Below are 14,383 nucleotides of genomic sequence, written 5' to 3'. Positions count from 1 at the left end.
CCCGTCGCCCATTCCTCCCCAGCCACCACGCCATCACCGCGCCGGCGAGCAGCCAGCCGACGACTTGTTCGATCAGGGCGGCCAGGGTGAAGTTGGTGGGGAAGCGGTACCAGTTCCAGTACGGCACCAGGGTGCTCAGCCRGGCGAACACGGAGGCTGCCAGGGCGATGCTCAGGCGCGTCATGAAGCTGAAGGCGGCCAGGCCCATCACGAAGGCCAGTGCGAGCGCAGACAAGGTATCCGACGCCCACTGCCGCGGCAGCTGGCCGCTCATGTCGGAGAGGTCTTCGCCCTGGGGCATGTAGACGATGRAGGCATAGGGTGCGGTCTTGGTCTTGGCCGAATAGGCCTCCATCACGGCCTTGTCGTGCATTTTGGCCGGGTCGACCGAGGGAACAATGTAGACGCCGGTCTGATCGCCCAATCCGGGCCGCAGGCTGGCTAACACTGTGTCTTCGGCCACCGGCTGATGCATGCCGACATCGCCCAACCCCAGCGCCATATGTGCCACGGCGCCCCAGATAAACATCACGATCCCGCCCATCAGTGCTGCTACCAGTACTCGCATGGCTCGCTCTCCCTCGATACCTACGGTGCGGCGAATCTATGCCCGCCGTGCGGGGCGCCGCAAGGTCGGTCGCAGCAGTGACGGCGACGGGATCAACCGGTGCGGGAGACGCCGACCGGCAGCGCGCCCAGGCGATGCATCTCCGGCTCGTCCCATAGCGAGGGATCGTCCAGGCAGGCCAAGGCAAACGCGTGCGCGTCCTCGCCCCAGAACAGACGGCCATCCAGCGACAGCGTGGGCACGCCGAACACGCCCTCGGCCATGGCCTCGTCGAAATTGGCGCGCAGCTGCGCCTTCACGGCGGGATCGGCGATGGCGGTGGATGGGTCGGCGATGCCCAGACGAGCGGCTACGGCCGCCAGTGCGGCGATGCTGTCGCCCGCATTTCCCTGGGCCCAGATCCAGTCGAAGATCGCATCCGTCGCCGCCACCGTGCTGCCGGCCGCGATGCATAGCCGCAGCGCCGCCAACGGATTGAACGGATGTGCCGGCGGAAAACGCAGCGGCTGGCCGTTCTGGCGTGCGCGCCACAGCGCATGGCGATAGGTGAATTCACGCTTGCCCGGGATTTCCGCCGGACCTTTCTGGCCGTGCCGTTCCAGCACGCCGGCGAACACGATGGGGCGCAACGTTACCGGCCGAGACGCCGCCAGCAGTTTCACCTTGGGCCACTGCAACCAGGCAAACGGGGAGATGAAGTCGAAATACCAGGTGATGGACATGATTCAACTCCGCGTGCCGAGGGGTGGTTTATTCGCCGCGCGCCTTGCGTCGCGCTTCGCGCAAGCTGAGCAGCTTCTCGCGCAGCTTCACTTCCAGACCGCGATCGACCGGCTCGTAGAACACGGTGCCGTCCAGCGCATCGGGCAGGCATTGCTGATCGAGCGCGACGCCGCCTTCGCTGTCGTGGTCGTACTGATAGCCCTGCCCGTAGCCCAGGCCTTTCATCAGCTTGGTGGGTGCATTGCGCAGATGCATCGGCACGTCGAGCGTGCCGGTCTGCTGCACCACGGCGCGGGCGGCGTTGTAGGCCTTGTAGGCGGCGTTGCTCTTGGGCGCGATGGCCAGCCAGATGGCGAGCTGCGCCAGACCCAGCTCGCCTTCGGGACTGCCGAGGCGCTCATAGGTGTCCCACGCATCCAGCGCCATGCGCCAGGCGCGCGGTTCGGCGAGGCCGACGTCTTCCACGGCCATGCGCGTCATGCGGCGCGCGAGGTAAAGCGGATCGACGCCGCCATCGAGCATGCGCGTCAGCCAGTACACGGCCGCATCCGGATCGGACGAGCGCACCGATTTGTGCAGCGCCGAGATCTGGTCGTAGAACTGCTCGCCGCCCTTGTCAAAGCGGCGCGTGCGATCGGCCAGCACCTGGGTGAGCGTGGTGTCGTCGATGCGATGGTCTTCGGCGAGTTCCGACGCAATTTCCAGCAGCGTGAGCGCGCGGCGCACGTCGCCATCGGCCGCCTGGGCGATCAGCTTAAGCGATTCGTCGGCGACATCGAGCTGCATGCTGCCCAGGCCGCGCTCGTTGTCTTCGAGTGAGCGCTTGAGCGCCATCACGATGTCGTCCACCGTGACGGCTTCCAGCACGTGCACGCGGCAGCGCGACAGCAAGGCGGAGTTGAGTTCGAACGAGGGGTTTTCGGTGGTGGCGCCGACGAAGATGATCACGCCGCGTTCGATATGCGGCAGGAAGGCATCCTGCTGGGMYTTGTTGAAGCGGTGCACCTCGTCCACGAACAACACCGTGCGACGACCCTGCGCAAAATTCACCTCGGCCTCGGCCAGCGCCTTGCGTACATCGGGCAGGCCCGACATCACGGCGGAGATGGCGCGGAAATCCGCATCGGCGTAGCGCGCCACCAGCAAGGCCAGCGTGGTCTTGCCGCAACCGGGTGGGCCCCACAGGATCATCGAATGGACGCGGCCGGCTTCCAGCGCACGGCGCAGCGCCTTGCCGGGAGCCAGCACGCGTTGCTGGCCCACGATTTCATCCAGGGTGCGGGGCCGCATGCGTTCGGCCAGGGGTTTGAGATCGTCGGGCTCGGCAAACAGGCCCGGCGCATCGAACATATCGCTGCGTGACATGCCGGGCATTCTAGGACATCGGGCCATGGGGGCGGCATGCCCCCCGCCCGCATCAGGATTTCGGCGCGTCCTCGCGGCCCTGGCGCAGCAGGCTGAAGGCCATGCCTGCCACCACCAGCGCGCCCAGCGTCAGGACTACCCACAGCAAGGGCTTGGTCCAGTCGTAAGGGACCTTCGGCGCGTTCAGGGCTGAAGGGCCGGCCTCGTCCATGCGCGGCCCCAGTTGTGCAACGGGCGGCTGCCATTCCTCGCCGCGTTGGCTGCGCAAGCGGCTCAAGGCCTCACCCACCGGATAGTCGCCACGTCGCGCTGCGTAGCTGCCGGCCAGCAATCGATAGGGCGCGCTGCCTTCGGGAAGCCATACGTATTGCGCAGGCAACCAGCCCACGCGCACCGCGGGCGCGCCAGCGAGCGGCGTGTCGCTGTGCACGCGCAGCTGCTTCACGTTGCGCTCGCCGATGGTGGCCGTGACCTCGCCACTCTTGCCGCCAGCGCGAACCAGATCGAGTGCCGCCACTTCCATCCACGGGGACGCGCCGGCGCCCTGCACCAGCACATGCACGCGGGCGGCGTTGTTGGCTGCAGGCAACGCAACGACTACCGACTCCACCGGTAGCGCCGCAGGCAACGCGTAGTCGTAGTCGGCCGCGCCCTGCCCGCTTGCCTTGGCCACCAGCCACTGCAATTTCGACGCGCGCTCGGCGGCGACGTCAGTGATGCTGCCGGACAGCTTGGCGATGGGCGCGTGGCCTGCGCTCCAATCCACCTGGCCGTCAGCAAGGCGCACGCGAAAATAGCGATACGCATCGCTGCTTGCCACCTCTGCCGCCAGCTGCTCGACTTCATCCTGCTCGCCGTGCACGCGGGTCAGGCTGAGGTCCGACGCGAGCAGGTTCCACTGCCGCAGATCGTTGCTGCCTTCCACCGTCAGATGAAGCTGGAAATCCTCGCTCAGCGAGGCCGGATCAAGCGCGAGCTGATCAAGGCTGATCGTGCGGCCCGCGTCGATCAACCATGCATCCGGATGTTGCACCGGAGCGGCGCGATCGGTCTGACTGATGACGATGCCGCCATCGGTATTGCGCTCCACTTTGACGCTATCGGCCAAGGCGGCTGACACCGGCAACGGCAGCAGCCGCGCCATCGCCTCGAAGGGACGACTGATGGGTGGCGAGGGCGGCAGCGGCGCGAACGGCACCGGCCGGCCGAGTGCGTTGACCACGATCAGATCGTGCAGATCGGCATTGGGATTGACGGAGGCATACACCTCCGGCGTGAGTGTCACCCGATAGGCCTCGCCCGGTGCTTTCGTATCCAGCGCAAACGCATAGGCGTAATCCACATTGCTGTCTGCCCGGGCCGCCGCCACGGGCAACATCAGGGCGAGTGCGATCCAACGCATATCAAGGCGCATGCCCGGTCTCCTCCATCGACGATGAGCGGCGCGGCGGAGCCGGCGCCAGGTATCCAATCACGCTGCACAACAGGCCGAAGGCGATAAACGAACCGATGCCGAACAGATTGCCCAGCTGACGACGGTCGATAAGGATCAGCTTGGCCAGCACGACGCCCATGAGCACCGCACCCGCCAGCCAGAACAGCCGATGGCCATGCCGCGAACCCCACACCCAGGCAAACAGGCCCAACACGCTCCATACCAAGGTGAGCGCCATCTGGGTGACGCTCGAATCGACCAGCTCCCCACCCCATGGCACGCCGCCCAGTTGATGGACTGCACGCAAGGTGAAGCTGGTAGCGAGTGCCAGCACGATGCCGCCCAGCACGGGACCGCGACTGCGCTGCAACAGTGCAGGCAGCGAAGGCTCGGTCAGCCACGCTGCATAAGCGAAAGCGATCAACAGCAGCAGCATCTCCAGCGGATTGACCAGCGGCACGTAGTGCAAGGGTGTTGCGTCGCCTGCATGGAACAAGGCCACGCAACCGACCAATCCAAGTATCGCGAGCAGCGAATACTTCAGCGGCGCCAGCCACAAGGGCATGACGCTTTCCATGGGCGCGGCGATCAGGCGGGGCCGCGCGTGCGACACCGCAAACGCAATGAGCAACGGCGCAAAACTCAGCAGCATCACCCAGCTATCGGACAACCAGCGCAGCCGATCCACGGCCACCGCCACGCCCACCGCTGCCAGCAGGATCCATCGCCATAGCCACAGCCCGTGCGCCGTCGCGCCTGCCCATGAGGTGTCGCGCAAGTTGAGCAACGTGCGCCAACCAAGGATGGCTGCGAACAGCACGGAGAGCAGATTCCAGCCGCGCCATGGCTGCTGGTGAAAGCCGGCGGCCATCAGAATGAGCAGCAGCATGGCGGCCATGAAGGCCACTGGCGTCCATACCAGTGCCGCGCCGAGTTCCGCCGTAGAGCGATAGCGCGCCGCTTCGGCAACTGCCCATGCTGTGAATGCGAGCCACGCCAGCCACGCCGCAAACAAATCTGTATCCGGCACGAAATGCTTGATCTCCTGCGCACTGGCGACCAGCCACCAAAGCAGCGCCCAGGCAAACATCACCAACGAGAACACGCGATAAAGCACGCGCCCCGCACTCCATCGCGAAAACAGGCCGCTGCTGGCAAAGCCCGCGATCACGATCATCAGCGCACTGATGAATTCGCGATTGAGCACCGGCAACGCGCCATAGCCGCCATGCATGAACTGGTCGATCAGCAAGGCAAATTCGGCGAACAGTTGCAGCGCGACGCCGCTCCACGTGGCCAGCCATCGCTGCTGACGCAAGCCCAGCCAGATCAGGCCGGCACCTTCGAGCGCGAAGATGCTGCCAGTCACATCGGCGCGCAGTGCGAGCGGCACGGTTAGCGTGGCAAGTGCCACGGCCAGCACCGCCCAGGTATCGCGCAGCAGACGCATGGCCGGCTGGCGACGCGAGACATAGGCCACGCCCAGGTAAATCACTGCTGCCACCAGCGTGGACATTGCCAGCGCCTTGCCATCCCAATGCAACAGCGCGCCTTGCAGCAACAGGCTGATCAGCGGATTGCCGAACATCAGGCAGCCATCGATCACCAGGCGCCGATCCACCGGTGCGCGCATCACGTGCAGCCAGGGGATGACCAGATAGAACAGGAAATTCAGCACCAGGAACGGCTCGGTGCTGGCAAACAGCGCGGGCTCATAGCGAAGCACGCCCCAGGCCGTGCCTACGCCGAAAGTTGCGATAAAACCCAGCAGGTTCAGCACGCGCCACGAACGTTTCCACGCGATGCCCAGGATGGCGAGGTTGAGCACGGCGTAGTAACTGAACAAGGCCACGTGGCTGCCATTGCCAGTGGACACCAGGATGGGCGCCGCAAAACCTGCTACAAGACCCAGCACCGCGAGCGCCAGCGCATCCTGGACCACAGCGAGCACGCCAATGCCGGCGACCAGCACTACCAGCAAGGCGAACGCGGCGCCCGCAGGCAGCAGGTCATAGAGACGGAACGCGGCAAACACCGTCATCACCAGCACGCCGATGGCGCCGCCTTGCACGGATAGCGCGAAGACACGCTGGCTCTCGCGCTTCTTCCAGCCAAAGGCGAGTCCTGCCACGGCGGCCAAGGCCACCATCGCTACGCGCAAACCGATCGGCACGCGCAGCATGCCGGCATCCGCTGCGTACTTGAGCAAGGCCGCCACGCCGGCGAACAACACCAGCATGCCGATCTTCACCGGCACATTGCCTTCGGTGAACCAGCGCCACACGCGGCTGGTCAGGCGGTCCAGCGCCGACGGCGTCGACGGAGCGCGAGGCGTCTCGTCGGCCGCAGGCCATGCGGCGGGTCCCACGGGCGCAGGGGCCGTCGCTGGTGGAACCGGCGGAGGCGCGGCAACCACAGTCGTCGCCGGTGGCGGCTCTTGCACTGCCTCGCGCGCCTCCTGGGCAGTCACCCACGGTCGCTCAGCGGCAACCGTCGGCGATGGCCTGGCTTCGGTGAGTTGCGCACGCAGGCTTTTCAGCTCGCGGGACAACTGCAGCTGCCTGCCCCAGATCAACCCCACGGCCGCACCGCCAACGATGCCCGCAAGGCCGCCTTCGGAGGCCAGCCCGCCCAGCACTGCACCTATCACTATCCATAGAAAAACCATGACCATCCATCTCCAGCCACGCCGGGTTGTCATGGCGTCAGTGTGACACGGACGGCCCTGCCGCCGCCGTGTCACCCATGACGGCAGGAACCGTCCTAGGAAGAGCTGCGGCGCGCCTGCGCCCGTTGCTCCATCCAGTCGTAAAGCACGGGTAACAACAGCAGGGTCAGCAGGGTCGAGGTGATCAGCCCGCCCACCACCACCGTTGCCAGCGGCCGCTGCGTTTCCGCGCCCACGCCGCTGGAAAGCAGCATGGGCACGAGGCCAAGGATCGCCACGCTGGCCGTCATCAGCACCGGCCGCAGACGCAGTGCCGTGCCGCGCAGCACGGCCTCACGCACACCCATGCCCTTGACGCGCTGCTCATTGAGAAAGCTCACCAGCACGATGCCGTTCAACATCGCCACGCCGAACACGGCGATAAAGCCGATCGCTGAAGGCACCGAGAGGTATTGCCCGGTGATCGCCAGCGCCACGATGCCGCCGATGGTGGCGAACGGCACGTTGGCGAGGATAAGCGCCGCGTACTTCATCGAGTTGAAGGCCGTGTAGAGCAAGATAAAGATGAAGAAGATCGTGGCCGGCACGATCAGCGACAACCGCTTCAAGGCGCGCTGCTGATTCTCGAACGCACCGCCCCATTCGGTGTAATAGCCCGTCGGCAGTTTCACTTTCTGTGCTAGCGCGGCGTTCGCCTCCTGTACGAAGCCGTCGATATCGCGACCGCGCACATCCATCTGGATCACCGCATAGCGTTGCAGTTGCTCGCGCCGGATAAAGGAATAACCCTCTGCCTCGGTGACCTCGGCGACCTGTGACAACTGCACGATGGCGCCACCAGGTGCCTGGATCGGAATGCGCTGGATCGCCTGCAGCGAGCGCTTGTCGCTGTCGTTCAACCGCACGGCGATGTCGAACCGCTTCACGCCATCGATCAGCGTACTTACCGGCTCGCCACCGATGCCGTTGCGAACCACGGCGAGCACGTCGTCGGCGTTGAGGCCGTAACGCGCGAGCGCATCGCGATCCACGCTGACGCGTATCTGCGGCTTGCCCATATTGGGCTCCAGGGCCAGGTCGGCTACGCCCGGCACGCCGCCCAGCACATCCTTGATTCGGGCGCTCAGGCGATCGAGTTCGCCCAAGTCTTCCCCGTAGAGCTTCAATGCCAGCGTGGCGCGCACGCCGGAGATCAGCTCCTCGACACGCATCTGGATGGGTTGGGTGTAGCTCACCACGGCCGTCGGCAATGCGGCTGAAAGTTCACGCTGCATATCCGCCTCGATGCTTTCGAGCGTCTGTCCCTTGCGCCATTGATCGCGCGGCTTGAGCGGCGTGTAGACCTCCATGTAGTTCACGTCCGCCGTCTCGCCCTTCTCCGCGCGACCGATCATCGCGAGCGTGGTCTCGACCTCGGGAAACGATGCCTCAATGCGCGCGGCCACCTGGCGCGAGAGGTCGATGGATTCATCCAGCGACGCGGAAGGAATGGAGGTGATGCGCCACATGATCGCGCCCTCCTTCAGGTTCGGCATGAACTCCTTGCCGAGGAAGGGAAACAACGCGAGGCTGCCCAATAACGCACCGCCGGCCATGCCCAGCACCCAGCGACGTCGACGCAGCGCCCATGCCAGCACGACGCCGTAGTGTTTCTTCAGGAAGGCCACGAGGCGCGTATCGCGCTCGTCCTTGGGCTTGAGCGCCAGCGCAGCGAGTACCGGAACCAGGGTCAGGGCCAGCACCAGCGAACCGGCCATGGCGAAGCTGATGTTGAAAGCCATCGGCTTGAACATCTTGCCTTCCAGCCCCTGCAGACTGAACAGCGGCAGGAACACCACGATGATGATGACAATGGCGAACGYGATCGGGCTCGCCACCTCCTTCGCCGCAGCAAGCACGGCGGCACTGCGGTCCACCGGCAAGCCATGCGCCTTGCGCTCGGCCATGAGACGGAAGGCGTTCTCCACCATCACCACCGCACCATCGACCATCATGCCAATGCCGATAGCCAGCCCCGCTAGCGACATCAGGTTGGCCGATAGCCCCGCCTGCTCCATGCAGATGAAGGCGATCAGCATGGCCAACGGCAAGGTCACGACCACCACCAGCGCGCTGCGCAACTCGCCAAGAAACAGGAACAACACGATCGCCACCAGGATCGAACCTTCCACCAGCGCACGCACCGCCGTACCCACCGCTTTGTTCACCAAGTCCGTACGCTCGTAGACCGGCTTGACCACCACGCCGGCGGGCAAGGCTTGCTGCACAGTGGCGAGCTTGCCCTTCACGGCATCCACCACGCTCTTGGCGTTCTCGCCAATGCGCGACAGCGCCTGCCCCATCACCACTTCCTTGCCGTCGCGCGTCACGGCGCCGGTGCGCGGCGCGCCGGCCTCGTCCACTGTGGCCACGTCGCGCACGTAGACAGGTGTGCCGTCTTCGGTCTTGAGCACGATCTGCTCGATGTCACGCGCGCTCTGCACCAGCCCCAGACCGCGTACGAGATACTGCTCGCGCCCGACGTCGACGAAGTTGCCGCCGACCTGCGCGTTGTTCGCCTGCAAGGCCTCGATCACCTGCTTGAAGCCCAGACCGTGCGCAATCAGCTTCATCGGGTCGATGCGCACCTGATACTGCTTCTGCTGCCCGCCCCACGACGTCACATCGTCGACGCCAGCCGCAGTGCGCAGCATCAGGCGAATGCTCCAGTCCTGCAGCGTGCGCAGGTCGCTGTCGCTGGGTGATCCCTTCAGGGTTTCGTCGGCACGCTCCACGGTGTACCAGAACACCTGGCCGAGGCCTGAGGTATTGGGGCCCATTTCCGGCTTGCTGTAGCCCGCGGGCAAGCGGTCGCCCACCTGCTGCAAGCGTTCATTGACGAGCTGGCGGGCGAAGTAGATGTCCATGTCGTCCTTGAAATACACGGAGACATAGGACAGCCCGAACAGACTGACCGAGCGTACCTCGTCCACTTTCGGAAGACCGGCGAGCGCGGATTCCACCGGCGTGGTGAGCAGCGACTCCACATCTTCGGCGGCCAGTCCAGGGGCCTCGGTGTACACGTTGACCTGCACCGGCGTGACATCGGGAAAGGCATCGATGGGCAGCTTGCGCAGCGCCTGATAGCCGAGCGCAGCAATTACTGCGAAAGCGATCAGCACCAGCAGCTTGTAGCGTAAAGAGAGTTCGACGAGACGCGCGAGCATCAGTCTTCTCCCAGCTGCGAGCGAAGCAGGCGCGCCTTGAGCGCGAACGCGCCCTTGCTGACGTAGGACGCGCCGGGCTTGAGGCCTTGGCGTATCTCCACCCAGCCGTCACGGTTTTCGCCTGTCTGCACGGCTACCGGCTCGAACGCCTGGCCGCTGGCGACGACGAAGACAGTGGACTGGTTCTGCAACAGCACCACGGCTTCGGCGGGCACCGCGAGTGCGCTGCGTCCTGACACGGCAACGCGAGCATCGACGAGCTCTCCCGGATGCAGCAGGTCGCGGCTGTTGTCCACCGCAATGCGCACGGCTACCGTGCGGGTCTTTTCATCCGTCTGGTGCGAACGCTGTACGACCTTGCCGGGCAGGCTTTGCTGATGAACGAGGATGCGTGCCGCGGCACCCGTGGCCACGCGCTCCGCTTCGAACGGCGGCATCTGCGCCTCGACCCATACCGAGTCCTCTTTCACCACGGTAAACAGCGCGCGCCCCGCATCGACGCGCTCACCCACGAGGAACTGGTCAGTAGTGATGCGTCCATCCGTCGGCGAGAGCAAGGCATAACTCCCGTCAGCCTTGGCCGAGCCGGCGCGCAGTACGCCCTGGATTTGCGCATCGGACAGACCGTAGGCGCGCAAGCGAGCGCGCGCCTGGTCGCGCTGCACTTGCACTTCAGTGAAGCGACGGGCGGAGACAGCTTGCGGACCCAGCGCGGAGACGCGGCGCCATTCCTGCTCGGCGACGATGAGCGCACCCTGGGTTTCCGCAACCTGCACGCTCGACAAGGTGACCAGCGGCTGCCCCGCCTTCACCACATCGCCCAGCTTCACCTGGCGCGACAGCACCATCGATTCGATGCGCGGCGACACCAGTACAGTCGAATACGCATCGACCTTCACTTCGCCAGGCGCCTTGATTTCTTCCGCGAGGTCGCGCGAAGCGAGTCTGGACACGACGATGCCGGCGTCCTGCACGGCGCGGRCATCCAGCGTCAGTGGATTGGCCGCCTGCTGCGCGAAGACCGCGCCCGTCGCAAGCGAAAACAGCAGCGCGCAGGAGGCGCGTCGGAAAAGATGATTCATGGGGATACATCCTGTGTGCGGCCATCCAGCCAGTCGGTCAGGCGACCGGCGGCGACGAGGTAGTCGAACCAGGCCTGCCAGGCGTGGCTTTCCAGTGCGAGTGCGGACAGCGCGGTGTCGAGACTTTGCTTCAGCTGGACGAGGTAATCGGAGGTGCTGATCTCGCCGGCCCGCCAGAGCTTTTCGAGCAGCGCGGTGCGATCGTCGAAGGCGGCGGCGCGTCCCTGGCGAAAGGCCTGGCCAGCAGCGAGCAAGGCGTCGTAACGCGATTGCGCTTCACGCAGCGAGGCGCGGCTCGCCAGTTGCTGCGAGCGCGTCAAGGCGGCAGCCGCCCCGGCTTCCGCGAGTGCCGCGTCGATTTCCGCGCGTCCGTTGTTGAGCACCGGCAAGGGAATGGACACGCTGACGCCGATCACCTGGTCGGTCCTGACGCCTGTGTACACGCGTCCACCGGTCACGCTGATGGTGGGATCGGGCAAACGCGCACGCCGCGCCACGTCGATGCCCGCCTGAGCCACCGCCTCATCGGCGCGCAGTTTGGCCAGCTCCGGCCGTTGCTCGATGGGTATCGGCGAGATGCTGTTCGATGCCGGCGGCAGCCCTGCAGGCGACGGCGGCTTCGTCGCCACGTCGCCGGCCACTGCCTCGAGTGCGGCCAATGCCGCCGCCTCGGCACCGGCCAGCGAAGCCTGCTGGATCTGCGATTCACCCAGGGCCAGGGCGGCCAGATCGCGTTCGGGACTGCTGATATCGCCGACACCGAGGCGGTCGGCGGCGAGCGCATCGAATCGCCGCATCAAGCTCACCCGACGCTCGCCGAGCTCGCGCTGGCGAGCAGCCAGGGCAGCGGCAGACCAGGCTTTCAGCCAACGCGAGGCGATGTCCCGCCGCAGCACTTCATAGGACGCCTCGCGGCTGCGCCACTGGGCCTGCGCCTGCGAAGTACGGGCGCGGCGCTTGCCTGACATATCCAGCGGCAGCGATAGCCCCGCCGTGCGCCGATTGACGTCGGCGTTCTCGGCATCGAGCGACAGCGAGGGGTTATAGACAGGCTGGGCCGCCGCGCGTACCCGCGCCTGGGCCGCCTCCAGCTCGGCGCGAGCCGCCTGGATGTCGGGGTTGGCAGCCCATACGAGCTGCACCGCGCCACCGATGGGCGATGCGGCAGGAAGCGGTCGCTCACCTTTGATCGGCACCGCCGCCGCGTTGGCGACAGAAAACAAACAGGCAGCCCCGAACAGGGCCGCACGTAAAACGGACATGAAACCATCTCCTGACAACGATCACGAGGAATGCGCCCGGGAGGGCGCAACACAGGCGTTCGAGGTCAGGCGATAGGTGGTCGCAACAGGGAGCCCGCGACGGCGGGCACGCGTCCGGCGTGTGCGGATGAAACGAGGAATGGCGCCTCGGGCGCGTTCACGGTCAGCATCACCAGGCTAGGCAAGCCGGCGGCATGGGGACAGGCGCAATGACAGGAAGCGCCTTCGCCAAGCAGGCATTCGCCATCACCCGCAGGCACAGGTGCAGCAACCACCATGGCCGCCGACGCAATGGCGTAGCCACGCCCCGGGCTGGCATCACGCTCACCGCCATCGGCCAGGCATACGGACCCGCTGACCAGCTTGATCAGCAGCACAGCCACCACCAACGCCCACAAGCCGCGATGGCGGCGCAGGCGAAGAAGCAATGGCAGGGACCGGGATGACATCTTCGGGATCCTAGACGGCGAGCCGCCTGTTAGACAATTTCATCGGCCATCCCCTGCCTGTCATATCGGCTTTCGCGCAAACCATGTCGGAAATACCCGGGCTCCACCGCTACGGCGCCTGTCGCCATGGCTATGATGTGCCCCACACGACGGGACGGAGTCGGCACGTGGCGCAAGGGATGGGGCGGGCGAGCAAGCAGGACGTCGGGCTGAGCACGTGGCTGCCCGCGGCCTGGCGCGGCAAGCCGCTGCGCGCGTTTGCCCTGCTTTGCCTGCTGATCCTTCCGTCGCTGGGAATGGCACGCGACAGCGACCCCTGGGCGCCGTTCGACATCCCCTGGTTCGATCGTTTGGGGGTAAGTGACGGCCTGCCGCATTCGATCACCACCACGGTCGAACAGGACAAGCGCGGCCTGATCTGGATCGGCACGTTGTCCGGCCTGGTGCGCTACGACGGTTACCGCATGCAGGTGTTCACCGGCAATGGCGGCAGCAAGACCGATATTCCGGACGCGTATGTGCGCTGTCTGCTCACCCTGCCCGACGGCAGCCTGCTGGTGGGTACCAATGCCGGCGGCCTGAGCCGCTTCAATCCGCTCGACAACACCTTTCACACCTACCCCGTGGGCAAGGGCGGCACCAGCGACCGCAAGATCTACGCGATGTCGCCCGATGGCCAGCGCGGCATCTGGATCGTGACGGAGCGCGGCATCGATTACCTGGACCTGCGCAGCAACCGCATCAGTCCGATCCCGCTGGGCGATGGCATGGCCCAACGCAGCTTCAGCGTGCTACAGGATCGTGCCGGCAACCTGTGGGTCGGCAACACCAATGGACTGTTCGTCCGGCGCACCGGAGAAACGGCGTTCAAACGCCCTGATCGACCGGCGGACGGCAGCGGCATCGACGTGGTGTTGAACGACGGCATCTGGGCGCTGCTGGAGGACCGCGAGGGACGACTGTGGGTCGGCAGCACGCAGTCGGGCGCGGTGTATCGCGATGAAACCGGCCAATGGCATGCGATACCCGGCTTCAGCGGCTATCAACACGATCGTTCGCGCCGCCCGACCGTGCGCGCCTTCACCGAGTTGGCGGGCGACGTGATGTGGATGGCCACCGATGGTGGCGGCGTGCTGTCGTACGACGTCGCCACGCATAGCCTGCACGCGGTCGCGCACGACACCGCGATGCCTTCCTCGTTGCCCGGCGATTCCGTGCGCGGACTGCTACAGGACAGCACCGGCAACGTATGGGTAGCGACCGATCTGGGCGTGGCGCGCTACGACCCCAACGCCCGCAAGGCTTTCGCCCTGCTGCCCTCGACCAGCGACCACCGCTCGCTGGCCAACACCAACGTGCGCGGTATTTTTGTCGACAGCCGGCAGCGCGTCTGGCTGGGCATGAGCGCGGGGCGCGTGGACGTGATCGATCTGTCCGGCGCCAGCATTCGTCATCTCGAACTGGGCGGCGTACAGACGCGCCGCGATGTGCAGGCGTTTGCCGAAATGCCCGATGGCACTATCTGGGTGGGCACCCAGGGCCTGGCGCGTGTCGATCCCAACACGCTGGCCATCGTCGGCTCGGCCGTGCCCGAGCTGGACGACAAACCCGTGCTGCATCTGCTG

The 14,383-nt window shown here is 65.8% G+C and carries 10 protein-coding genes; 1 reads left to right on the top strand and 9 read right to left on the bottom strand.

All coding sequences use genetic code 11. The features are described from left to right. From AC1DMG_RS13825 to AC1DMG_RS13785, 9 genes are all read right to left on the bottom strand, one after another. The coding region (locus tag AC1DMG_RS13825) for a hypothetical protein (RefSeq protein WP_477180635.1) at window positions 1-568 on the bottom strand (568 nt) is incomplete at its 3' end. Window positions 569-660: 92 nt separating this feature from the next. Then, the gene (locus AC1DMG_RS13820) at window positions 661-1,293 is read right to left on the bottom strand and encodes a DsbA family protein (protein ID WP_477177896.1); all 633 of its coding nucleotides are present in this window, start codon (window positions 1,291-1,293) and stop codon (window positions 661-663) included. Between the two features lie 25 nt (window positions 1,294-1,318). Then, window positions 1,319-2,665 (bottom strand): replication-associated recombination protein A, encoded by a 1,347-nt coding sequence (locus AC1DMG_RS13815; RefSeq protein WP_477180634.1) that lies wholly within the window; start codon window positions 2,663-2,665, stop codon window positions 1,319-1,321. 43 nt (window positions 2,666-2,708) lie between these two features. Then, complete coding sequence (locus AC1DMG_RS13810; protein WP_441603299.1) at window positions 2,709-4,070, bottom strand: DUF3999 family protein; 1,362 nt, start codon at window positions 4,068-4,070, stop codon at window positions 2,709-2,711. Beyond that, window positions 4,060-6,765 (bottom strand): DUF2339 domain-containing protein, encoded by a 2,706-nt coding sequence (locus AC1DMG_RS13805; protein WP_477180633.1) that lies wholly within the window; start codon window positions 6,763-6,765, stop codon window positions 4,060-4,062. Before AC1DMG_RS13805 ends, AC1DMG_RS13810 begins: the two co-directional genes overlap by 11 nt. Before the next feature lie 89 nt (window positions 6,766-6,854). Further along, a complete protein-coding gene (locus AC1DMG_RS13800) occupies window positions 6,855-9,965 on the bottom strand; it encodes an efflux RND transporter permease subunit (protein WP_477180632.1) in 3,111 nt (1,036 codons plus the stop codon). Continuing rightward, a complete protein-coding gene (locus AC1DMG_RS13795) occupies window positions 9,965-11,047 on the bottom strand; it encodes an efflux RND transporter periplasmic adaptor subunit (protein ID WP_477180631.1) in 1,083 nt (360 codons plus the stop codon). Before AC1DMG_RS13795 ends, AC1DMG_RS13800 begins: the two co-directional genes overlap by 1 nt. Beyond that, window positions 11,044-12,309, bottom strand: coding sequence for a TolC family protein (locus tag AC1DMG_RS13790; RefSeq protein WP_477177870.1), 1,266 nt, complete (start codon window positions 12,307-12,309; stop codon window positions 11,044-11,046). The genes AC1DMG_RS13795 and AC1DMG_RS13790 overlap by 4 nt, the downstream gene beginning before the upstream one ends. Before the next feature lie 65 nt (window positions 12,310-12,374). After that, window positions 12,375-12,758, bottom strand: coding sequence for a hypothetical protein (locus tag AC1DMG_RS13785; RefSeq protein WP_441603294.1), 384 nt, complete (start codon window positions 12,756-12,758; stop codon window positions 12,375-12,377). Window positions 12,759-12,925: 167 nt separating this feature from the next. Between AC1DMG_RS13785 and AC1DMG_RS13780 the strand changes: the two genes are divergently transcribed. After that, on the top strand, window positions 12,926-14,383 hold a 1,458-nt coding region (locus AC1DMG_RS13780; protein WP_477180630.1), incomplete at its 3' end, for a ligand-binding sensor domain-containing protein.

The organism is Dyella sp. 01N36 (genome assembly GCF_056399745.1).
Note: the sequence above shows the minus strand (reverse complement) of the source record. Positions and strands in the feature narration are given on the sequence as shown.